Raw genomic sequence first — 21499 nt, 5'->3', positions numbered from 1 at the left:
GCCACGGCGGACAAGCCGTGGCCTTTTCGGGAGGGGGGGATCAGCCGTGCTGGTACGCCACCAGCGAGATCCCCACGTAGTGGGCGATGAACGCGGCCAGGGTGAACGAGTGGAACACCTCGTGGAAGCCGAACCAGCGCGGTGACGGGTTGGGGCGCTTCAGGCCGTACACCACCCCGCCGGCGCTGTAGAGGAGCCCGCCGACGATCACCAGGACCAGTACCGCGACGCCGCCGGCGTGCAGGAAGTCGGGCAGGAAGAACACGGCGGCCCAGCCCATCGCGATGTAGCAGGGCGTGTAGAGCCAGCGCGGGGCGCCGACCCAGAAGACGCGGAAGACGATGCCGGCCGCCGCCGCGGCCCAGATGCCCCACAGCAGCCAGCGGCCCTTCTCGCCCGGCAGGAGCAGCATGGTCAGCGGCGTGTAGGTGCCCGCGATGATCAGGAAGATGTTCGAGTGGTCGAGACGGCGCAGGATGCCGTCCATGCGCGGGCTCCAGTTGCCGCGGTGGTACAGCGCGCTCACGCCGAACAGCAGGCACGCGGTCAGCGCGTAGACGCCGCAGGCGATCCGCCCTCTGGTCGAGTCGGCGAGGGCGGTGAGCACCAGGCCCGCGACGAGGGCGGCCGGGAACATGCCGAGGTGCAGCCAGCCACGGAGCTTGGGCTTGACCGGATGCGGCAGGTGGAGCGTCTTCGGACCGCGGCCGTCGGCCGGCGAGTCCGAAGGCGCGTCGGGGGCGAACGCAGTCATGTGCCGATGGTAGCTACGGAACCGTAAGTCACGGATCAATGCGGCGAATTGACCTCGGGAAGTGTGGCCCACGTCTCACCACCTTTCGGCGTGTCGTCACGCAAAGAGACAGTCTGGTGAACACAACGTGCACGCAAAGCACCTCGTGAAACCGTGGCCATCATCACGTCGCTCACTTGTGCGGTCCACTGGACAGATGGGCGCGAACGTCGGATGATCAAATGAGTGCGGTCGGCACCGGATGAGCGCCGAAGATCGAACCGTGAAGCATCCGGGTCGCAGCCCCCACGGGGCCTCCAAACCAAAAAATCCCTCATCTAGGAGCAATCGTGGCGCGCGACATCGCGGCTCCCACCGTCGTCCCCACCCACCACCAGGGGCTGATCTCGTGGGTGAACGAGATCGCAGAACTGACGCAGCCGGACCGGGTGGTCTGGTGCGACGGATCCGAAGCCGAGTACGAGCGACTGTGTGAGGAACTCGTCCAGAAGGGCACCTTCCGGAAACTCGACCCGATCAAGCGCCCCCACTCCTACTACGCCGCCTCCGACCCCACCGACGTCGCCCGCGTCGAGGACCGCACCTTCATCTGCTCCGAGAAGGAGGAGGACGCCGGCCCCACCAACCACTGGAAGGACCCCGCCGAGATGCGGGAGATCTTCACCGGTGAGCAGGGCCTGTTCCGCGGCTCGATGCGCGGCCGGACCATGTACGTGGTGCCGTTCTGCATGGGCCCGCTCGGCTCGCCGCTGTCCGCGATCGGCGTCGAGATCACCGACTCCGCCTACGTCGCCGTCTCCATGCGCACCATGACCCGCATGGGACAGGCGGTCCTGGACGAGCTCGGCTCCGAGGGCTTCTTCGTCAAGGCCGTGCACTCTCTCGGGGCCCCGCTGGAGCCCGGCCAGGAGGACGTCCCCTGGCCCTGCAACCAGACCAAGTACATCTCGCACTTCCCGGAGTCCCGGGAGATCTGGTCGTACGGCTCCGGCTACGGCGGCAACGCGCTGCTCGGCAAGAAGTGCTACGCCCTGCGCATCGCCTCCGTGATGGCCCGCGACGAGGGCTGGCTCGCCGAGCACATGCTCGTGCTGAAGCTCACCCCGCCGCGCGGCGAGGCCAAGTACGTCGCCGCCGCCTTCCCGAGCGCCTGCGGCAAGACCAACCTGGCCATGCTGGAGCCGACCATCCCCGGCTGGACGGTGGAGACCATCGGCGACGACATCGCCTGGATGCGCTTCGGCGAGGACGGCCGGCTGTACGCCATCAACCCCGAGGCCGGCTTCTTCGGTGTCGCGCCGGGCACCGGCGAGCACACCAACGCCAACGCGATGAAGACGCTGTGGGGCAACGCCGTCTTCACCAACGTCGCCCTCACCGACGACAACGACGTGTGGTGGGAGGGCATGACCGAACAGCCCCCGGCCCACCTGACGGACTGGAAGGGCCGGGACTGGACGCCGGACTCCGACGAGCCCGCCGCCCACCCCAACGCCCGCTTCACCGTGCCCGCCTCGCAGTGCCCGATCATCGCGCCGGAGTGGGAGGACCCCAAGGGCGTGCCGATCTCGGCGATCCTGTTCGGCGGCCGCCGCGCCACCGCCGTACCGCTCGTCACCGAGTCCTTCGACTGGAACCACGGCGTCTTCCTCGGCGCCAACGTGGCCTCCGAGAAGACCGCCGCCGCCGAGGGCAAGGTCGGCGAGCTGCGCCGCGACCCGTTCGCGATGCTGCCGTTCTGCGGCTACAACATGGGCGACTACATGGCCCACTGGATCGAGGTCGCCCAGGGCAAGGACGCCTCCAAGCTGCCGAAGATCTACTACGTCAACTGGTTCCGCAAGGACGACGAGGGCAGGTTCGTCTGGCCCGGCTTCGGCGAGAACTCCCGCGTCCTGAAGTGGATCGTGGAGCGCCTGGAGGGCAGGGCCGAGGGCGTCGAGACCCCCATCGGCATCCTGCCGACCAAGGACGCTTTGGACACCGACGGCCTGGACCTGTCCGAGGAGGAGCTGGAGTTCCTGCTCACCGTCGACAAGGACGTCTGGCGCGAGGAGGCCGCGCTGGTCCCCGGGCACCTGGAGACCTTCGGCGACCACACGCCCAAGGAGCTGTGGGACGAGTACCACGCCCTGGTGCGCCGCCTGGGCTGACGCCCCTCCGTGAAAAAAGACTCCGCGGCCGGTCCACCGACAGTGCCCTGACCAGTACATCGTCACGGCCGGCCGCGGTGACCCCGAAGAAGTCCGGGCCCCGCACAACGGCGTGCGGGGCCCGGACTCGTGCCGGAGCGGCCGGCGCGGTGTGGGGCACCCGGTCCGCGCGTCGCTGCGGTGCACGCGGACCGGGGCCGTTCGGGGAGCCCTTCCGGGCTCGACGCAGGAGGCTCAGTGGGAGGCGAGTTCGCGGCCGTCCAGGGCCGCGGTGTGGGCGTCCATGCGCTCGGCGGCGAGGATCGCGGCGGCCGTGTCGGCGCGGGAGGCGGCGACGACCAGGGCGCGGCCGGCCAGCGTGTGGGCACGCCGGTGCAGGGCCGTGACGCCCGGATCGCGCCGGGTGGTCGCCGCGGCGCGGGCCGGCGTACGTCCGCCCCGGAGCCTGGCCACCTGTGCGGCGAGGCGTTCGGCGGCCGTGTCCAGGTCCTGCGACGGCTCCAGGGCCCGCAGTTCGTCCGTCACCGCGAGCAGTGCGGCCAGATGGCCCGCGAGCTGGATGTCCAGCTCCTCCTCACGCGAACGGTGCGGAATGCCGGAGGGCGTGCCGGCCATCGTGTGGACCGACTTGTTGCGGATCGGCTCGTACATGGATGGCCTCCTGAGTGCGGTCAGGAAGCCATCCTAGCTTAGAACTCGTCTAAAGTTGAGCTGTTCACAAAACCGGACGCCATGCGTACGCAGTGTGAGCGAGATCGCGTTTACGCCTGCCCGTAGCCGTCCAGGAAGCGCGCGATACGGCCCACCGCGTCCCGCAGGTCCGTGACCGTCGGCAGAGTCACCACCCGGAAGTGGTCCGGCTCGGGCCAGTTGAAGCCGGTGCCCTGCACGACCATGATCTTCTCGCGGCGCAGCAGGTCCAGGACCATCCGGCGGTCGTCCTTGATCGTGAAGACCTTGGGGTCCAGGCGCGGGAAGAGGTACAGCGCCCCCTTGGGCTTCACGCAGCTCACGCCCGGGATCTGGGTCAGCAGCTCGTACGCCACGTCCCGCTGCTCGCGCAGCCGGCCGCCCGGCAGGACCAGGTCGTTGATCGACTGCCGGCCGGTGAGGGCGGCCACCACGCCGTGCTGGCCCGGCATGTTCGCGCACAGGCGCATGTTCGCCAGGATCGTCAGGCCCTCGATGTAGGAGTCGGCGTGCGCGCGCGGGCCGGAGATCGACATCCAGCCGACCCGGTAGCCGGCCGCCCGGTACGCCTTCGACATGCCGTTGAAGGTCAGGGTCAGCAGGTCGGGCGCCACCGCCGCGGTCGGGGTGTGCGTGACACCGTCGTAGAGGATCTTGTCGTAGATCTCGTCCGAGCAGACCAGCAGGTTGTGGCGGCGGGCGATGTCGGTGAGGCCCTTTATCACCGCCTCGTCGTAGACCGCGCCCGTCGGGTTGTTCGGGTTGATGATCACCAGCGCCTTGGTGCGGTCGGTGACCTTGCGCTCCACGTCCGCCAGGTCCGGCATCCAGTCGGACTGCTCGTCGCAGCGGTAGTGCACCGCCGTACCGCCGGACAGGGACACGGCCGCCGTCCACAGGGGGTAGTCCGGGGCCGGTACGAGGACCTCGTCGCCGTCGTCCAGCAGGCCCTGCATCGCCATCACGATCAGCTCGGAGACGCCGTTGCCGATGAAGACGTGCTCGACGTCCGTCTCGATGCCGAGGGTCTGGTTGTGCATGACGACCGCCCGGCGCGCGGCCAGCAGGCCCTTGGCGTCGCCGTAGCCGTGTGCCGAGGAGACGTTGCGGAGGATGTCCTCCAGGATCTCGGGCGGGCACTCGAAACCGAACGCCGCCGGGTTGCCGGTGTTCAGCTTGAGGATGCGGTGACCGGCCGCTTCCAGCCGCATCGCCTCCTCGAGCACCGGGCCCCGGATCTCGTAACAGACGTTGGCGAGCTTGGTCGACTGGATCACCTGCATGACTGGGAGCTTACGGGTGTGTAACGCGCCATGGGTCGTGTTTTCCGCCACGTGAGGTGCGTCGGTTTGGGGCGGTATGGGTGACCGCTGTCCCCTGAGCCCCCGCGGTCTCTACAATGCGCCGCCATGTCCAGGCCACCTGAGTACGACAACGGGGCGTACGGCGCTGATGCCGCGGAGGGCGCGACCGGGGAGTACGGCGGCCGTCAGGTTCCGCCGAACGTGTACCTCCCGCAGTCCGCGCCACCCCCGGCGTACGACGCGTACGCCGATCCGGCGGCGGCGCACGGCTGGGAGAACGCCTACGACGAGACGGCCGAGCTGCCCCGCATCCCGGAGGACGGCGGCGGTCGCGAGGCCGGTCCGGGCCGCGGCCGGCACGGTTCCCGGCGGCGCGCCCGCCGCAGGTCCCCGGCGTGGCGTCCGGGGCGGGCGGCGGTGGCCGCCGGAGCCGTGGGGGCCGTGTCGGTGGCCGCGCTCATCGCGGGGTTCTCCTTCTCGGACCCGTCGTCCGGCGGGGCCCGGGGCGGGCAGGACGCCCGTACCGGGCCGACGGCTCCCGACCCGTCGACGTCCACGTCGCCGGACCCGGAGCCCTCCTCCCGCCCGGTGGTGGCCGACCGGTCCGCGGACGGCGGGGGGCCGTCCGGTTCGGCGCCGGCGAGTCCGTCCGCCCCGGCCGGCGGCGCGGCGTCCGGGCCCGGCACGCAGGACCCCGGCCGGACCGCGACCCCCACGTCCGGCACCACGACCTCCGCGCCCGCCCCGGCCGACCCCACCCCGACCACCGCGGCCCCGGGCAACTCCGACCGCAAACCGGGGCACGGCCCGGGCGGTACGAAGGGGCCCAAGTAGCGGCACCCAAGGGCCGGCGTAAAGGAACCGAGGGGTCCCCGTAAAGGAGGTGCACCGGTCCGGGCTGCTCACCTCCCTGGCCGGTACGACTCCTTGTCTCGCGCCACCCACCCCTTGAGAATGCGCATGACAAACCGGCGATCTTCCGACGAGCGCCGGTCACTCACGTCGCATGAGGGGACCCCCACATGAGAAAACCTCTCGCCGCCGCACTCCTCGCCCTGGCCCTGGCCGGGGCCGGTGCGGCTCCCGCGGTCGCGGCCGGGCCCGCCGCCACGGGCCCGGAACCGGTCGCGGACCCGGACACGATCACGTCGGTGGTCCACGACGCGGTCACGTCCACCACGGCGAACCTGTCCCAGGGCGGCAGCGTCCAGGCGGTGAACTTCGCCGGCACCGTCTCGCTCAGCAACTGCTCCGGCTCCGTCGTGCGCATGCCCGGCTCGCAGGACGACGACCCGGCGCTCGTGCTCACCAACGGCCACTGCCTGGAAAGCGGCTTCCCCAGCCCCGGCCAGGTCATCGTCGACCGCGCCTCGACCCGCTCCTTCGGCCTGCTCAACTCGGCCGGCACCCGCGTGGCCACCCTGCGCGCCAGCAAGATCGCGTATGCCACGATGACCGACACCGACGCGGCCGTCTACCAGCTCACCCGCACCTACGCGCAGATCAAGAGCTCCTACGGCATCGACGCGCTGACCCTGCAGGACACCCGCCCGGCCGCCGGCACCGCCATCAGCGTCGTCTCCGGCTACTGGAAGCGGATCTACACCTGCTCGGTCGACGGGTTCGTGTACCGCCTGAAGGAGGGCGACTGGACCTGGAAGGACTCGGTCCGCTACACCTCCGCCTGCAACACCATCGGCGGCACCTCCGGCTCGCCCGTCGTCGACCGGGCCACCGGCAAGGTCGTCGCCGTCAACAACACCGGCAACGAGGACGGCGAGCGCTGCACGGTGAACAACCCCTGCGAGGTCGACGCGAGCGGCACCGTCACGGTCCGCCAGGGCATCAACTACGCCCAGCAGACCTACCTGTTCCCGGCCTGCTTCGGCGTCGGCAACAAGCTCGACCTGAGCGCGAGCGGCTGCGCCCTGCCCAAGCCGTGATCCACCGGGGCGGGCGGTCAGACCGGAGTCCGGCGCACCGCCCGCCCCGCCAGTACGCCGGTGCGCCGCCCGTCCTCGACGACGAACCGCCCGTCGACCAGGACGTGGGGAATGCCGGCCGGCAGGGCGCGCGGGTCGTCGAACGTGGCGCCCGCGGCCACCGTCGCCGGGTCGAAGAGCACCAGGTCGGCCCGGTACCCCTCGCGCACCAGCCCCCGGTCCGGCAGCCGCAGCCGGGCCGCCGGGCGGGAGGTCAGGTGCGCGACGCACTCCGGGAGCGACAGCACACCCAGCTCCCGCACGTACCGGCCCAGGTAGTGCGGGAAGGTGCCGTAGGCGCGCGGATGCGGCTTGGCGCCCCGCAGGATGCCGTCGGAGCCGCCGGTGTGGGCGCGGTGCCGCATGAGCGCCCGGACGTTCTCCTCGTGGCCGACGTGGTGCAGGACCGCCGGAGCCAGCCGGTCCTGCAGCAGCAGCCGGCGGGCGACCGCCCAGGGCGTCTCGCCGCGCCGGTCCGCCGACTCCTGGACCGTCCGGCCCACGTACGGGGCGAGGACGGGGTCGCAAACGCCCGAGATCTCGACCGTGCCCCAGTCGACGGGCACCCCGTGGCAGCCGTCGGACCCGGTGACCTCCAGGGCGTGGCGGATCCGCTCGGCGCTCTCCTCGTCCGCCAGCCGGCGCAGCAGCCGCTCCGGGCCGCCCTCGCTCGCCCAGCTCGGCAGCAGCGCGGCGAGCGTGGTGCAGCCCGGGGTGTAGGGATAGGTGTCGAAGGTGAGGTCGACGCCGGAGTCCAGCGCCTCGTCCAGCAGCGCCAGCAGGTCGCCGGCCCGGCCCTCGTTGACGCCGAAGTTCATGGTGGCGTGGGCGAGATGGAGCGCGCAGCCCGCCTTGCGGGCGATCCGGACCATCTCCTCGTACGCCTGGAGCGCCCCGGCCCCGTAGGACCGGTGGTGCGGGCAGTAGTAGCCGCCGTAGGCGGCCACCACGCGGCACAGCTCGGTGAGTTCGGCCTCTGTGGCGTACATGCCCGGCGGGTAGGTCAGCCCCGAGGACATCCCCACCGCGCCCTGCTCCAGGCCCTCCGCGACCAGCTGCCGCATCCGGTCGAGCTCCCGCGGGGTCGCCGCCCGGTCCTCCCAGCCGACCACGAGGGCGCGGACGGTGCCCTGCGGGACGAGGTAGGCCGCGTTCACGGCGATCCCGGCGTCGAGCCGGTCCAGGTACGCGCCGACCGATTGCCAGTCGAGGTCCAGGTCGTCGCCGTACCCGTGCCACCCGGCGATGGCCCGCCGCACCTCGTCGCGCGTACGGTCGTCGACGGGCGCGTACGACAGCCCGTCCTGGCCGAGCACCTCCAGGGTGACGCCCTGCGCGGCCTTCGCGCTGTGGTCGGGGTCGCGCAGCAGGGCCAGGTCGCTGTGGGCGTGCATGTCGATGAAGCCGGGGGACAGCACGAGGCCCTCCGCGTCCAGTTCCCGGGTGGCACTGGGGCGCTGGCAGCCCGCCGCCGCGGCCTCCTTGACGATCGCGACGATCCGGCCGCCGTCCACCACCACGTCGGCGCGGTAGGAGTCCGCCCCGCTGCCGTCCACCACGTCCGCGTCACGGATGACCAGATCCTCCACCGCGGTCCCTCCCGGAAGCGACCTAGAAGAACGTACGGATGTAGTCGACCACCGTGCCGTCCGCCTCCGCCACCGGGATCAGCGGCCACTTGTCGAACGACGTGCACGGGTGGGACAGCCCCAGACCGACCCAGTCACCGACCTGGAGGTCCGCCTCCGGGCCGGTGTGCAGCCAGGCGTGCTGGTCGGACAGGGCGGTGACGGTGATGCCGGTGGCCGGCCGCTCGGCGCCCTCCCGGCGGACGACCCGGGCGACCGGCAGGTCCAGGTCGTGGGCCGCGTCCCGCTTGCCCGCGTTGACGAAGGCCTGCTCGGGCGAGGGCCGGGAGACGACCTGCGTCCACAGCCGGAACGCCGGCTCCAGCGCGCCCTCCTGCGGCACCCGGTTGAACGGGGTCAGCCTGCGGTAGTGGACGTCGTCGTGCGAGACGTACGCGCCGGAGCGCAGCAGCTTCAGCACCGGGCGGGACAGGCCCGGGATCTCGGCGAACACGTCGGCGACCGCGTCGAACCACTCGCTGCCGCCCGCGCTGACCACGATCTCGTCCGTCTCCGCGAACCGCCCGGCCCCGTCGAAGCCGACGGCCAGGGCCACCAGCCGCCGCAGCCAGGCCCGCACGGTCTGCGGGGACGCCCCGGGCACCTGCGCCTCGTACCCCGCCACCCCCACCAGCCGCAGGGACCGCGCCCGCGCCACCGCGTCCGCGACCACCGCGCACTCCGCGTCCGTACGGACCCCCGTGCGGGCGCCCTCCCCGGCGGCCAGCTCGACGACGACCTCCAGCGGCCGGCCGGCCCCCTCCAGGGCCGCGTCCATCAGCTCCACGCCGCGCACCGAGTCGACGTAGCAGACCAGACGGAAGTCCGGGTCGGCGTCGAGCCGCCCCGAGATCCAGCGCAGGGCCGCCGGGTCCACGACCTGGTTGGCGAGGAACACGCGCCGGATCCCGAACGCCCGCGCCACCCGCACCTGGTGCGGCACTGCGAGCGTGATGCCCCAGGCGCCGTGCCGGATCTGACGGTGGAACAACTGGGGGGCCATGGAGGTCTTGCCGTGCGGGGCGAAGGCCAGGCCGTGGCGGGCCGCGTACGTCTCCATGAGCGCGAGGTTGTGCTCCAGACGCTCGGCGGACAGGGTCAGCACCGGGGTGGTGAACCCGCCGGTGAACAGGTTGCGGCGCTGCGCGGCCAGCTCGCCGACGGTCAGCCCCTCGGCGTCCGGCGGGAGACCCTTGAAGCGGTGGTCGACGCGTTCCCCGGCGAGTCGGGCGAGGGCGTCGGTGCCGGGCTCTGCAGCCATCGGGCCTCCCTGGTCTGGCGTGTTGCGCGGGCCGCCACGCCCACGGCGTGCTTCGTCCACCGCTGTCTAACATCCCCGCCGGGCGCGGCGCAGCCCGGCTGTCGGAGAAGATCGGCCCATGACGAAGAAGACCGCCCTCACCCCGCCCACCCACACCACCCCGCCCGCGGCGTTCTCCCACGGTGTGAAGAAGGGCAACATCCTCCAGGTCGCCGGACAGGTCGGCTTCCGCCCCGCCGAGGCGGGCAGGCCCCCGGCGCCCGCCGGGCCGACCCTGCGCGAACAGATGCTCCAGACCCTCGCCAACGTCAAGGCGGTCCTGGCGGAGGGCGGCGCCGGCTGGGACGACGTGGTGATGATCCGCGTCTACCTCACGGACGTGGCCCACTTCGCCGAGATGAACGAGGTCTACGACGCCTACTTCGCGGAGCAGGGTCTCACCCAGCCGCCCGCCGCCCGGACCACCGTCTACGTCGGCCTGCCCGCCGGCCTCCTGATCGAGATCGACGCCCTGGCCGTCCTGGGCTGACAGCGCCGGGCCGGGCGTCGGCACGTAACGATGCAGGGGCTGGCTGTGTGCGGCACAGGATCGTGGACCATACTGCTCCGCTGTGGAGCAGCGCATAGGTTCGAGCAGCCAGCCCCTGGAGGGCGAGCCCCTGAAGCCCCTCGTCAAGGGCGCCGGATTCGACCCGGCCTTCGTGCCCGGGCTCACCTCACCCGCGTCCGGGCGGACCGGGGAGACGGCCGAGCCCGAGGAGCCCGAGGCGGCGGCCGAGCCGGAGCCGCAGGACGCCGTGGACGCGGCGGACGCCGAGGACGAAGCGGACACCGTCGAGCAGGACGAGACCGCCGGGGACGAGGCGTCCGAGGAGGAGGTGCCGGACGGCCCCGTCTTCGAGGCGTCCGACCGCCGCGCGCGGATCGTCGCCGACCACAGGGGCGTACGCCTGTCCCTGGACGACCAGGAGTGCGAGTTCCGCTGGGACGAGATCGGCGCGGTGGAGACCGAGGCCGCCCGCTTCGGCAAGCGGTACACGGTCACCGTGCACACTCCTGACCGGCGCTGGTACCCGATCGAGATCGAGGCACCGGCCAGGAGCCGCTTCAAGCAGTGGGACGAGCAGCTGGACGCGGTACTGGACGCCTACTTCCAGGACGACGCCGAGTAACTAGCCGCAGTACTGCGCCGCCTTGCCGATGGAGCGGTACATGCAGTCGGCGTTCTCCAGCAGTTGCAGCACCGCGTCCCGGTTCCGGGAGGTCTCCCGCTCGATGACCTCGTCGGGCGGGTAGAACCCGCCCCCGGAGCTCGACGACGGATACATCTCGAAGGTGTACCCGAAGATCTTCTGGTTGCCCCACAGCCAGTCGTCGATCGACCCGTCGGTGATGTACAGGTCACTGGACTGCTGCGCGGTGTACCCGTTGCTCGCGGCCATCTTCTGCCCGACCGTCCTGAAGGCGTTGTAGTCGTCCGCCGTCATCCCGGTCGTCGTGTCCGAGTAGGTGTACCCGAACGGCCACAGCACCAGCTCGCTGTACGTGTGGAAGTCGATGCCCGCCTTGATTTGCTGCTTGCCGCCGACAACCCGGCTGCGCACGAAGTCGGCGACCACCTTCACCTCGGGCGCCGACTCGGCGGCCGGGCCCCGGTAGGTCTCCGAGGACGTCGAACCGGAGGAGCCGCCGCAGCAGCCCCAGCGGTGGTTCCAGTTGCGGTTCAGGTCGGTGCCGACGTAGGACGAACCGGAGTTGGGCTGGCGGTTCTTGCGCCAGGAGCGGTAGGAGCCGGAGGCGATGTCGTACTCGCCGCCGTCCGGGTTGAGGTCCGGCAGGATCCAGATCTCCCGGTTGTTCACCAGGTTCGTGATCCGCGAGTCGCTGCCGTACCCGGCGCCCAGCTCGCGGATCAGGTACAGCGCCATCTCCACGGTCAGGTGCTCGCGGGCGTGCTGGTGGTGGGTGAACAGCACCTCGGGCTCGTTCTCGTCGGCCGTCACGTTGTCGCTGATCTTGATGGCGACGATGTCCCGGCCCTGGTACGACTTGCCGATCACCCGCTTGCTCATGAGCGACGGGTAGGCCTGGAGGCGCTGGTCGATCTCCGCGTTCATCTCGGCGTAGTTGTGGTAGCGGGAGTCGGCCGAGGGGAAGTCGAAGAGCCGTACGCCGTCCTCGCCCGAGGAGCGGTCGGGTGCCGAGCCGAGCGCCCGGACCTCGTAGCCCAGGCGGCGCAGCGCGCGGATCTGGTCCGCGCGGCCGGAGACCACCACGGTCTCCTCGTCGGCCTCGTCGACGGTGACCCCCGTGCGCTGGATCGCCGTACGGGTCACGGGAGTCGAGTGCTGGTGGATCTCGTACTGCCGGATGTCGTCGGCCGAGGGGGCCGGCCTGTGGGCGCTGCCGGCGCTCGCGTCGGTCGTCGTCGCGGAGAGGGGAGCGGCGAGGGCGACGGCGAGCAGGGCCGCCAGGGCGGCGGTGCGTCTGCCGCCGCGCACGCCGGAACCTCGTAGGCGAAGTCGCATGAAATCTCCTTGTGGGAGGTGGGGTTGTGTATGCGACGTACGTGGTGCGGGTCGGCGCTCATCGTCTGCGCATGGCATGAGCAGGTCAATAGCGCAGCCGGAAATCGACGGCGCGGAGTGGGCGGAAAACGGCCGTGCAGTGTACGCGGGCGCACCGGGCCGGACGCCTCACCGAGGCAAGTCCACCCACGGGTGTGACGTGGGCGTGCATATAGGTACATCTCGGGAGAGAGTAGGAGCCCGAACCACACTCCCAGAGGACTGGCTGATCATGGGCGGATCAGCGCCACGACGGGACCATCAACTGCCGGTCGAGACGACCAGCTTCATCGACCGGCGGGGCGAACTGGCCGAGGCGCGTGAGCTGTTGGCGCGGACGCGCCTGGTGACCCTGACCGGGCCGGGCGGCGTCGGCAAGACCCGGCTCGCCGCCCGGGTCGCGGCGCGGGTCGCCCGCGCCTTCCCGGACGGCGTGCGCTTCGTGCACCTCTCCGGCCTGCGCGACCCGGCGCTCGTGCCGCTCGCCGCCGCCGACGCGCTCGGGCTGCACGACCACTCCGCGCAGCCGCCCCTGGACATGCTCGTCGAGCACGTACGCGACCGGCGGCTGCTGCTCGTCATCGACAACTGCGAGCACCTGCTGGGCGCCTGCGCCGAGCTGGCGGCGGCGCTGCTGCGCGGCACGGCCGGGGTCCGGATCCTGACCACCAGCCGGCACCGGCTCGGCCTGACCGAGGAACACCTCATGGAGGTACGGCCCCTGCCGGTGCCCGACCCCGACGGCGACCTCTCCGCCGCCGAGGGCTACCCGGCCCTCACCCTGTTCGCCGACCGGGCCGCCGCGGTGGTCCCCGGCTTCCGCCTCACCCCCGGGAACCGGGCCGCCGTGGCCCGCCTGTGCCACCGCCTCGACGGCCTGCCCCTGGCCATCGAACTCGCCGCGGTCCGCATGCGCGTGCTCGGCGTCGACCAGCTCCTGGCCCGCCTCGACGACCGCTACCGCCTGCTGACCGGTGGCAGCCCCGCGGTCCTGCCCCGCCACCAGACGCTGCGCGCGGCGGTGGCCTGGAGCCACGACCTGTGCACACCGGAGGAACAGCTGGTGTGGGCCCGGCTGTCGGTGCTGGCGGGGAGCTTCGATCTGGAGACGGCGGAGGAGGTGTGCGCGGGGGGACGGCTGGGGGGTGGCGTCGCGGGGCGTGGTCGTCCCACCGGTGGGGTGCCCGGCGGTCCGCGGCCCGGCGGCGCGGCCGGTGAACGCCTGGGGGAGGGCGTGCTGCCGGCCGGTGGTGCGGCCGAGGGCTCGGGGAGCGGGGTCGCACCGGCCGGTGGCGGGGCGGCTGCCGCCCGGCCCTGTCTGCCCGGCGGCTCCGCGGAGCCCTTACAGGTGCCGCGTATCGACCCCCAGGACGTGCTGGAAGCCGTGACCGGGCTGGTCGACAAGTCCGTGCTGTGCCGGGAGCCGGGGCCCGACGGGGTGCGGTACCGGCTGCTCGGCACCCTGCGGCACTACGGGCTGGAGCGGCTGCGGCGGCTGCCGGGGGAGGAGGCCGTCGCGCGACGCCGGCAGCAGGAGGGCATGCTGCGGCGGGCCGCCGCCTGCGAGCGCGCCTGGTTCGGCCCGGGACAGCCGGAGATCGTCGCCCGGCTGCGGGCCGACCAGGACAACCTGCGCGCCGCCCTCGACCACAGCCTGACCACCCCGGGCGAGTCCCTCACCGGGCTGCGCCTCGCGGGCACCCTGTGGTTCTACTGGCACGCCTGCGGAGCACCCCGCGAGGGCCTGTACTGGGTCGACCGCGCCCTGGAGGCCAACCCCGGGCCCACCCGGGAACGGGCCCGCGGCCTGTGGGTCTCCGGGCTGCTCAAGGCCGTCACCCAGGACCTCCCCGAGGGCCGCCGGCGGGCCGAGGAGGCGCGGGCCCTCGCCCACCGCCTGGGCGACGCGGCCGAGGCGGCCCACGCCGAGTACGTCATCGGCGTCATCGGACTGTTCGGCGACGACCTGCCCGGCGCGCTCGAGCACTTCGAGGCCGCCGTCGCCCGGGGCCGCGTCCCCGGCCAGCACCTCGGCCTCGTCGGCCTGGACCAGGTCGAACTCGCCTGCGTGCTCGGCTTCCTGGGCGAGGCCGACCGGGCCGTCGCCGTGTGCGAGAAGACCCTGCGGCTGTGCGAGGCGCACGGCGAGCAGTGGGTGCGGTCCTACGTCCTGCGCATGCTGGCCCTCGCACACGCCGTGCGGGAGGACTGGCCCCGGGCCGAACGGCACGTCCGCGAGGCGCTGCGGCTGAAGCTCGCCCTCCACGACGTCCTCGGCATCGCCCTCACCCTCGACCTGGTCGCGTCGATCGCGACCCACCGCGACGGCCACGAACGCGCGGCCGTGCTGCTCGGCGGCGCCGACCGGGTGTGGGCCGACATCGACGCCGGCCGCTGGGGCGCCCACACCCTCAACTCCGAGCGCCGCGCCGCCGAACAGCGCGCGTGCCGGGCCCTCGGGCGGGAGGCGTACGAGCGGGCGTACGGGCGCGGCGGCGCCCTCGGACTCGAGGAGCTCGTCGGGTACGCGCTCCAGGAGCACACCCGCCCCCCGGCCGGCCGCCCCCCGGCCGGCGAACCCGGTGTCCGCCTCACCCGGCGTGAGACCGAGGTCGCCCGGCTCGTCGCCGAGGGCCTGGCCAACCAGCAGATCGCCGACCGCCTGGTGATCGCCCGCCGCACCGCCGAAGGCCATGTGGAACGCATCCTGCGCAAGCTCGGCTTCAGCAACCGCAGCCAGATCGCCGCCTGGGTGTCGGCCCAGCGCTGACAGCCCCGGCCCGCCCCACCCACACCACCACCACCGAGGGGATCATGTGAGTACCCGACCCTCCACCGCATCCGGACCGTTCGACCACCGCATGGCCGTCTACGGCACCGACGACGAGTTCCTCGCCGCCGCGCTGCCCTTCCTCGCCGAGGGACTCGCCGCCGAGGACGAACCCCCGCCCGTGGCCATCAGCGCCCCCGCCAACCTCGACCTGCTGCGGGACGCGCTCGGCGGCGACGCCAAGCGCGTCGGCTTCGTCCCGCACACCGACTGGTACACCGGCTCCGCCGCCAACGCCGTGGCCCAGGCGGCCGGTTACGTCGCCGGGCACGCCGGCCCCGGGGGCCGTGTCCACCTCCTCATGGAGCCCGTGTGGAGCGGCCGCGCCGGGCGCTCGGGCCGCGAGACCACCGAGTGGATCCGCTACGAGGCCCTCGCCAACCTCCTCTTCGCCCCCTCGGCCACCACCGCCCTGTGCGCCTACGACACCCGCACCGCCGGCCCCGCCGTCATCGCCGCGGCCCGCCGCGCCCACCCGGACACCGAGGTGTACGAGGACCCGCTGGTGCTCGCGGCCGAACTGGACGCCGTACCGCTGCCCCTGCCCCCGGCCGGCGCCCGGCCGCTGCCCGAGCCGCACGCCGACGCCGTCCAGGCCTGGGCCGTCGCCCGGGGCCTGCCCGCCGCGGACGCGGAGCTGTTCGCCACGGCCGTGGCCGAGGCCGGGGCGGCCCTCGCCCCGCTCAGCGGCCCCACCCTGCTGTGGGGCGAACCACCCGCCTGCGTCTGCGAACTGCGCTCCGCACGCCGCGTCGACGACCCGCTCGCCGGATTCGTCCCGCCGCCTGCCACCGGCCTGGAGCCCGGCCAGGGCCTGTGGTACGCCCGTCAGGTCTGCGCGTACGTCGACATCCGCGACGACAGCGGGGGAGCCACCGTCCGCCTCCAGTACGCGTGAGCGGCGCCTGACGCGTGAGCAGGTACGGAATCAGGTAGTCCTCCCCCTGCGCGCCCCCGCCCCGGCACGTCAGCCTGGCCCCATGCTGCGACTCTCCGGGGCAGGCCTGACCGATCCCGACGCCTGGTACGGCCCGTTCCCCCAGCCACCACTGGGGGCCGGCCACCTCAGCGTCGAGTACGACCCCCGCCCCCGCGTGGTCCGCGAGGCCCGCGCGGAGGTGCGCCGGCAGCTGGAGGCGTGGGGGATCGCGGAGCGGGGCGAGGTGGCGGACACCGCCGAACTGCTCGTCGGCGAACTGGTCACCAACGCCCTGCGCCACGCCGCCGCCCGTTTCCGGCTCACCCTGTTCGCCGCGCACGGCGTCCTGCGCTGCGAGGTCTCCGACCCGGACGGCCGCCTCCCGCGGGTGCTGGACGCGGCCACCGGGGAGAGCGGCCGCGGGATGTTCCTGGTGCAGGCGCTCGCCCAGCGCTGGGGCTGCCACCGGGACGGGCCGGGCAAGACCGTGTGGTTCGAGCTCGGCACGTGCGGGGCGGGCGGCTGCGGTCGGCGCCAGCCGTGACACCCCGCCGCAGGGCGCGTCCCCTCAGGCCCTCTTGTCGGCCCGGCCTCTTTGCGGTTTGTTGACCTGCATGGCGGACACCACAGGGAACACCAAGGGCACCGGGACCTCGCACCCCCACCAGCCCCGTAAGGCCAGTTGGACATACATCGGGCCCGGGATCGTCGTGGCCGCGACCGGCGTCGGGGCCGGGGACCTGGTGGCCACGCTCATCGCGGGGAGCAACTTCGGATACACCCTGCTGTGGGCGGCGATCGTCGGCTGTCTGGTGAAGATCTCCCTCGCCGAGGCGGCGGGCCGCTGGCATCTGTCCACCGGCCGCACCCTGTTCGACGGCTGGGCGAGCCTGGGCCGCTGGACCACGTACTTCTTCGCGGTCTACGTGGTGGTCTGGGGCTTCGTGTACGGCGCGGCCGCGATGTCGTCGAGCGGGCTGCCGCTCCAGGCGCTGTTCCCGGGCGTGATGGACCTGAAGGGGTGGGCCGTCGCCTGCGGGCTGGTCGGCCTGGTGTTCGTCTGGTTCAACAAGTACGCGGTGTTCGAGAAGGTCATGACGGTCCTGGTCGGCGTCATGTTCGTGGTCACCGTGTACCTGGCCGTCCGGGTCACGCCGAACCTCCCCGACGTGGTCGCGGGCCTGCTGCCGGTCCTGCCCGACGAGAAGGACTCCGTCCTCAACACCCTGGGACTCATCGGCGGCGTCGGCGGCACCATCACGCTGGCCGCGTACGGCTACTGGGTCAACGCCAAGGGCTGGACCGACACCGGCTGGATGAAGGTGATGCGCCTGGACAACCGGGTCGCCTACGCGACGACGGGCGTCTTCGTCGTGGCGATGCTGTTCGTCGGCGCCGAACTGCTGCACTCGGCGAACGTCGCGATCGCCAGTGGTGACAAGGGCCTGGTCCAGCTGAGCGACATCCTGGAGCGCGAGTACGGCACGGCGACGGCGAAGTTCTTCCTGATCGGCTTCTTCGCCACGTCGTTCACCTCGCTGATCGGCGTCTGGCACGGCGTGAGCCTGATGGTCGCCGACTTCGTGGCCCGGCAGCGGAGCCGGGGGGAGGCCCGGGCCGAGGAGGTCGCCTCGGGCGCGCGGGAACGCTCCTGGCCGTTCCGCGCCTACCTGCTGTGGCTGACCTTCCCCCCGATGATCCTGCTCTTCGAGGGCCAGCCGTTCCGGCTGATCATCCTCTACGGCGTGCTCGGCGCCGCCTTCCTCCCCTTCCTGGCCGGCACCCTCATCTGGCTCCTCAACTCCGCCCGCACCCCGCGCGAATGGCGCAACGGCCCGCTGAGCAACGCGATGCTCGTGATCGCGGGCCTGCTGTTCCTGGTGCTGTGCCTGAAGCAGATCTGGGACCAGCCCTGGTCGGAGTTCTTCTAGACGGGCTGGTTAGATCTTCGGGTACACGCACGATTCCCGGTATCCGAGAGGGCCGAGGACGATGACCCACCAGCCACCGCCGTACGGCGGCCCTCCGTCGCCGTACGGTCAGCAGCTCCCGCCTGTGCCCCCGGCGCCGGGCCCGCAGGGCTTCGGTCCGCCACCGCCGCAGTACGCGCCGGCTCCGCCCCCGCCGCCGGCCGCCCCCCAGGCGGCGGGCCCGGACTTCCTGGCGGTCGACCGCCGCAACTCCGTCGTGGTGGACGCGGCGGGGGTGGCCTTCGAGAACGACGGCGTCTCCCTGGAGTTCGCCTGGCAGGAGATCCGCAGCATCCACTACCGGACCAGCCCCTCGGGCAAGCACCTCATGATGGCGGTCGTCCACCTGGACGGCAGGTTCTACGAGTGCGTGGTCGAGGCGAAGCCGCGCTCCCGCCTGGGGGAGTGGTGCGCCCAACTGGCCCCGGTGCTCGGGTACTACCGCCCGATGGGCTGGTAGCACCCGGGTCCGGGGCAGTCCGGCCGCGGCCTACGGCAGCGCGTGCACGTGCGGCCCGACCGCGTTCGACCAGGCGTTGCCGGCCGCCGCGTCCCAGTTCGTCGACCAGGTCATCGCGCCCCGCAGCGCGGGATACGTGCGGGCCGGCTTGAAGGTGCCGCAGCCGGTGCCCTTGGTCAGGCAGTCCAGGGCGTTGTTCACCACGGACGGCGAGACGTAACCGCTGCCCGCGGCGCGGGGTGAGGCGGGCAGTCCGAGGCCCACCTGGGACGGGGCCAGGCCGCCCTCCAGCTGGATGCAGGCCAGGGCGGTCAGGAAGTCCACCGTGCCCTGGCTGTAGACCTTGCCGTCGCAGCCGAGCATCGAACCGCTGTTGTAGTACTGCGTGTTGACGACCGTGAGGATGTCCTTCACGTTCAGCGCGGTCTGGAAGTAGGCGTTCGACGTGGACTGCATGTCGATGGTCTGCGGCGCCATGGTGAGGATCATCGACGGGCCGGCCTTGGCCGACAGGGCGCGCAGCGCCTGCGTCATGTACGTCGCGTTCAGGCCGTTCTCCAGGTCGATGTCGACGCCGTCGAAGCCGTATGTCTGCATCAGGGAGTGGACGCTGCCGGCGAAGTTCGTCGCCGACGCCGCGTCGTCGACCGTCACCGTGCCGCGCTCGCCGCCCACGGAGATGACGACCTTCTTGCCCGCTGCCTGCTTGGCCCGGATGTCCGCCTTGAACTGGTCGACGGTGTAGCCGCCGAGCCCGGCCGAGTCCAGGGTGAAGGTGACCGCGCCCGGCGCCGGGGCCGCGTCCGCGAAGGCGACGGCGATGATGTCGTACTGCGCCGGCACGTCCGACAGCTTCTGCACCGTCGCGCCGTTGTCGAAGTTCTGCCAGTAGCCCGTCACGGCGTGCCGCGGCACAGGGCTGCCGCCGCCGGTGTCCGGGGCGGCCGTGCGGCCCGTCACCGTCGCCGACCTGGCCGACTCGCCCGCCGCGTTCGTCGCCGTGACCTGGAAGCCGTACGCGGTGGCGGCCGCCAGGCCGGTGACCGTGGCCGAGGTGCCGGAGACCGCCGTGGCCTTCGTCCCGTCCCGGTAGACGGTGTAGCCGGTGGCGCCGGACACCGCGTTCCACGCCAGGGACACCGACGAGGACGTCGTGCCGGTGACCCGCAGTCCGCTCGGGGCCGTCGGCACGGTCGGGGCCGGGTCGCCGCCGCCCCCGTCCGGGCCGTACACCGACACGTCGTCCGCGTAGTAGGCCGCCTGGCCGTACCAGCCGTGCGTGTACACCGTCACCGAGGTCGTCGCGGAGCCGGTGGTGAAGCGCGTCGTCAGCTGCTTCCAGCTCGTCGAGTCCGGCGTCCAGGTCGCCACGTCCGTGCTGCCGGTGCCCGTGACCCCCAGGTAGGCGTATCCGCCCCGCACCCAGGCGCTCAGTGAGTACGTCGCGTTCGGCTGCACCGCGACCGTCTGGGAGCAGCGGGCGTTGTCCTGGCCGGACGGGGTCGCCTTCAGCGCGGCGGCGCCGGCGTGCACCGGCGAGGTGACGGCCGTTCCGCTGTTCGCCGTACAGGTCCAGTCGCTCAGGCCGGACTCGAAGCCGGCGTTGCGGACGTTCTCGACGTCCGCGGCCGCCGCCGGGCCGGTGCTCGTCACGCACAGCGCCAGCGCTGCGGTGACCGCTGCCGACCACGACCGTATCCGTCTGCGTGCGCGGTCCACTGGGGCCTCCGGTGGGGGAGTGGGGATGGGGACGGTGGCCACCGCTGGACCTACAAGTTGGTCCAGACCAATCCTCCTGTCAATGGTCCGGACCGAACCGGCCGTCGAGCCCCCGCGTCAAGCCGATGCGCAGGACCTCCACCGGCACGACGCGAAAACCGACCGGCGAGATGCTCAACCTGCCCCGTTTTGGCGCACCTTGTGCAGCGAGAGTTGTTCCCCAGCTACCCAAACGCTGTTCTCCGGTCACAGAGCCGTGGATACAGTGCTGAGGTAGTCACGCAGTGAAGTCATCAGGGTGCGCCGGAGTAACGCCCGGTGGGCCGACGGGCATGGGGAAACGGGGAGCTGCGCGTGCCAACTGCCATTGCCGTGACCAGCGCCGACCTGGCGCTGCCGCCGCTGGACGAGAGAACCGTGCCGGCCGTGGTGCTGCGCGACATCGACCGCCGGCCCCTCGACCAGGCCCTCACCGACGTGCAGGTGCTCCTCGAGCAGTACGGGCATCTCGTCGTGGTCTGCTCCCAGGCCGCGCCCCTCGCGGTGCGGCGCCGCCTGCACACCCTGCGCTCCCTGCTGGAGAGCGACCGGATCGCCCTGTTCCACCCTCAGCTGCCGCCGCTCGGACTGGCCGTACTGGCCCGCCAGTTGCGGCAGCTGGCCTCCTGCGACCTCAGCCCCGGCGTGCTCGCCTCGGCCGGCCGGCTGCTCGTCCACTACCTCCACTGCGGCGCGCTGCTGGGCTCCGTCGCCCGGCTGGACCACGTCCCCGTGGGCCTGAAGTCGCACGCCAGGTCCTGGGTGCCGGGCAGTCAGTTCGCCGTCCTGGCCCATCCGGAACCGCAGCTCGTCAGACTCGGCCCCGAGGCGGCCCTGACCGGCCCCGAGTTCGGCACCTGGATGCTGGTCGCCCGGGGCCGGCTCCAGTCCGACTGGGTCACCACCGCCCTGGCGCCCGCCTGGAAGGTGCTCGGGCTGCGCGAGACCGAGCTGCCCGCCGAGTCGGCCGACTGGTGGGGGACCGGCAAGCTGATCGAGTTCTGCTCCTACCTGCCCGACCTGTCGGTCCTCTACCAGCTCGTCACGTCGGTGCGGCGCGGCACGTGTCACTGGTGCGGCATCGACGTCATCGGCGACCGGTGCGTGTTCTGCTCGGCCGGGCCACCGGCCCAGGACGGCCCCCGCGAGACCCGGGCGATCACCGGATGAGCCACGACCCGCCGGGCGCGCGGCGGGACCCGCCCGCCGTGTCCCGCCTGTCC

18 protein-coding genes are annotated in these 21499 nt (G+C 72.4%); 11 read left to right on the top strand and 7 right to left on the bottom strand.

Features of this window, described 5'->3' with window-relative positions; genetic code table 11:
* Positions 1-40 precede the first annotated feature (40 nt).
* Positions 41-754, bottom strand: a complete 714-nt coding sequence (locus AB0K80_RS06305) for a hemolysin III family protein (RefSeq protein WP_365666366.1) — start codon at positions 752-754, stop codon at positions 41-43.
* A gap of 329 nt (positions 755-1083) precedes the next feature.
* Between AB0K80_RS06305 and AB0K80_RS06300 the strand changes: the two genes are divergently transcribed.
* Complete coding sequence (locus AB0K80_RS06300) at positions 1084-2907, top strand: phosphoenolpyruvate carboxykinase (GTP) (RefSeq protein WP_365666364.1); 1824 nt, start codon at positions 1084-1086, stop codon at positions 2905-2907.
* 234 nt (positions 2908-3141) lie between these two features.
* Here the strand turns inward: AB0K80_RS06300 and AB0K80_RS06295 are convergent, their stop codons facing one another.
* A complete protein-coding gene (locus AB0K80_RS06295) occupies positions 3142-3558 on the bottom strand; it encodes a hypothetical protein (RefSeq protein ID WP_365666362.1) in 417 nt (138 codons plus the stop codon).
* A gap of 110 nt (positions 3559-3668) precedes the next feature.
* A complete protein-coding gene (locus AB0K80_RS06290) occupies positions 3669-4880 on the bottom strand; it encodes a pyridoxal phosphate-dependent aminotransferase (RefSeq protein WP_365666360.1) in 1212 nt (403 codons plus the stop codon).
* Positions 4881-5006: 126 nt separating this feature from the next.
* Between AB0K80_RS06290 and AB0K80_RS06285 the strand changes: the two genes are divergently transcribed.
* On the top strand, positions 5007-5735 hold the full coding sequence (locus tag AB0K80_RS06285; RefSeq protein ID WP_365666358.1) for a hypothetical protein: 729 nt from the start codon (positions 5007-5009) through the stop codon (positions 5733-5735).
* A gap of 188 nt (positions 5736-5923) precedes the next feature.
* Positions 5924-6844, top strand: a complete 921-nt coding sequence (locus AB0K80_RS06280) for a serine protease (protein ID WP_365666357.1) — start codon at positions 5924-5926, stop codon at positions 6842-6844.
* A gap of 17 nt (positions 6845-6861) precedes the next feature.
* Here the strand turns inward: AB0K80_RS06280 and AB0K80_RS06275 are convergent, their stop codons facing one another.
* Both AB0K80_RS06275 and AB0K80_RS06270 read right to left on the bottom strand, forming a co-directional pair.
* Positions 6862-8472 carry a D-aminoacylase gene (locus tag AB0K80_RS06275; protein WP_365666355.1) on the bottom strand — a complete coding sequence of 537 codons (1611 nt, stop codon included), beginning with the start codon at positions 8470-8472 and terminating at the stop codon, positions 6862-6864.
* A 22-nt stretch (positions 8473-8494) separates the two neighbouring features.
* On the bottom strand, positions 8495-9772 hold the full coding sequence (locus tag AB0K80_RS06270; RefSeq protein ID WP_365666353.1) for an amino acid deaminase: 1278 nt from the start codon (positions 9770-9772) through the stop codon (positions 8495-8497).
* A 118-nt stretch (positions 9773-9890) separates the two neighbouring features.
* On the opposite strand from AB0K80_RS06270, the gene AB0K80_RS06265 reads away from it, so the two are divergent.
* Together AB0K80_RS06265 and AB0K80_RS06260 are read left to right on the top strand one after the other, a co-directional pair.
* Complete coding sequence (locus AB0K80_RS06265; protein WP_365666351.1) at positions 9891-10301, top strand: RidA family protein; 411 nt, start codon at positions 9891-9893, stop codon at positions 10299-10301.
* A gap of 82 nt (positions 10302-10383) precedes the next feature.
* The gene (locus AB0K80_RS06260; RefSeq protein ID WP_365666349.1) at positions 10384-10944 is read left to right on the top strand and encodes a hypothetical protein; all 561 of its coding nucleotides are present in this window, start codon (positions 10384-10386) and stop codon (positions 10942-10944) included.
* Here the strand turns inward: AB0K80_RS06260 and AB0K80_RS06255 are convergent, their stop codons facing one another.
* Complete coding sequence (locus AB0K80_RS06255) at positions 10945-12300, bottom strand: M14 family metallopeptidase (RefSeq protein ID WP_365666347.1); 1356 nt, start codon at positions 12298-12300, stop codon at positions 10945-10947. It lies immediately after the preceding gene.
* 271 nt (positions 12301-12571) lie between these two features.
* Here AB0K80_RS06255 and AB0K80_RS06250 point away from each other — a divergent pair, with 271 nt between their 5' ends.
* The 5 genes from AB0K80_RS06250 to AB0K80_RS06230 all read left to right on the top strand — a co-directional run bounded on the left by AB0K80_RS06250 (position 12572) and on the right by AB0K80_RS06230 (position 18518).
* Positions 12572-15109 carry a LuxR C-terminal-related transcriptional regulator gene (locus AB0K80_RS06250; protein WP_365666345.1) on the top strand — a complete coding sequence of 846 codons (2538 nt, stop codon included), beginning with the start codon at positions 12572-12574 and terminating at the stop codon, positions 15107-15109.
* A 46-nt stretch (positions 15110-15155) separates the two neighbouring features.
* Positions 15156-16067 carry an MEDS domain-containing protein gene (locus AB0K80_RS06245; protein ID WP_365666344.1) on the top strand — a complete coding sequence of 304 codons (912 nt, stop codon included), beginning with the start codon at positions 15156-15158 and terminating at the stop codon, positions 16065-16067.
* Positions 16068-16149: 82 nt separating this feature from the next.
* The gene (locus AB0K80_RS06240; RefSeq protein ID WP_365666342.1) at positions 16150-16632 is read left to right on the top strand and encodes an ATP-binding protein; all 483 of its coding nucleotides are present in this window, start codon (positions 16150-16152) and stop codon (positions 16630-16632) included.
* A gap of 70 nt (positions 16633-16702) precedes the next feature.
* Positions 16703-18019: an Nramp family divalent metal transporter gene (locus AB0K80_RS06235; RefSeq protein WP_365666340.1), complete on the top strand. Its 1317-nt coding sequence runs from the start codon at positions 16703-16705 to the stop codon at positions 18017-18019.
* A 61-nt stretch (positions 18020-18080) separates the two neighbouring features.
* Positions 18081-18518 carry a hypothetical protein gene (locus tag AB0K80_RS06230; protein WP_365666338.1) on the top strand — a complete coding sequence of 146 codons (438 nt, stop codon included), beginning with the start codon at positions 18081-18083 and terminating at the stop codon, positions 18516-18518.
* Between the two features lie 30 nt (positions 18519-18548).
* On the opposite strand, the gene AB0K80_RS06225 is transcribed toward AB0K80_RS06230, so the two are convergent.
* Complete coding sequence (locus AB0K80_RS06225; RefSeq protein ID WP_365666336.1) at positions 18549-20237, bottom strand: glycoside hydrolase family 18 protein; 1689 nt, start codon at positions 20235-20237, stop codon at positions 18549-18551.
* Positions 20238-20591: 354 nt separating this feature from the next.
* Here AB0K80_RS06225 and AB0K80_RS06220 point away from each other — a divergent pair, with 354 nt between their 5' ends.
* Positions 20592-21446, top strand: a complete 855-nt coding sequence (locus tag AB0K80_RS06220) for a hypothetical protein (protein ID WP_365666334.1) — start codon at positions 20592-20594, stop codon at positions 21444-21446.
* The last annotated feature ends 53 nt before the right edge of the window (positions 21447-21499 follow it).

Source organism: Streptomyces sp. NPDC052682 (assembly GCF_040678435.1).
Taxonomy (GTDB): Bacteria; Actinomycetota; Actinomycetes; order Streptomycetales; family Streptomycetaceae; genus Streptomyces.
The sequence above is the reverse complement of the archived record's forward strand: the minus strand, read 5'-3'. Positions and strand labels throughout refer to the sequence as shown.

What these genes read in the sequence shown, in the direction of transcription:
- AB0K80_RS06305 (WP_365666366.1), bottom strand. Translation starts at nt 754, where the DNA reads ATGACTGCGTTCGCCCCCGACGCGCCTTCGGACTCGCCGGCCGACGGC.
- AB0K80_RS06295 (WP_365666362.1), bottom strand. Translation starts at nt 3,558, where the DNA reads ATGTACGAGCCGATCCGCAACAAGTCGGTCCACACGATGGCCGGCACG.
- AB0K80_RS06290 (WP_365666360.1), bottom strand. Translation starts at nt 4,880, where the DNA reads ATGCAGGTGATCCAGTCGACCAAGCTCGCCAACGTCTGTTACGAGATC.
- AB0K80_RS06285 (WP_365666358.1), top strand. Translation starts at nt 5,007, where the DNA reads ATGTCCAGGCCACCTGAGTACGACAACGGGGCGTACGGCGCTGATGCC.
- AB0K80_RS06280 (WP_365666357.1), top strand. Translation starts at nt 5,924, where the DNA reads ATGAGAAAACCTCTCGCCGCCGCACTCCTCGCCCTGGCCCTGGCCGGG.
- AB0K80_RS06270 (WP_365666353.1), bottom strand. Translation starts at nt 9,772, where the DNA reads ATGGCTGCAGAGCCCGGCACCGACGCCCTCGCCCGACTCGCCGGGGAA.
- AB0K80_RS06265 (WP_365666351.1), top strand. Translation starts at nt 9,891, where the DNA reads ATGACGAAGAAGACCGCCCTCACCCCGCCCACCCACACCACCCCGCCC.
- AB0K80_RS06255 (WP_365666347.1), bottom strand. Translation starts at nt 12,300, where the DNA reads ATGCGACTTCGCCTACGAGGTTCCGGCGTGCGCGGCGGCAGACGCACC.
- AB0K80_RS06250 (WP_365666345.1), top strand. Translation starts at nt 12,572, where the DNA reads ATGGGCGGATCAGCGCCACGACGGGACCATCAACTGCCGGTCGAGACG.
- AB0K80_RS06240 (WP_365666342.1), top strand. Translation starts at nt 16,150, where the DNA reads ATGCTGCGACTCTCCGGGGCAGGCCTGACCGATCCCGACGCCTGGTAC.
- AB0K80_RS06235 (WP_365666340.1), top strand. Translation starts at nt 16,703, where the DNA reads ATGGCGGACACCACAGGGAACACCAAGGGCACCGGGACCTCGCACCCC.
- AB0K80_RS06230 (WP_365666338.1), top strand. Translation starts at nt 18,081, where the DNA reads ATGACCCACCAGCCACCGCCGTACGGCGGCCCTCCGTCGCCGTACGGT.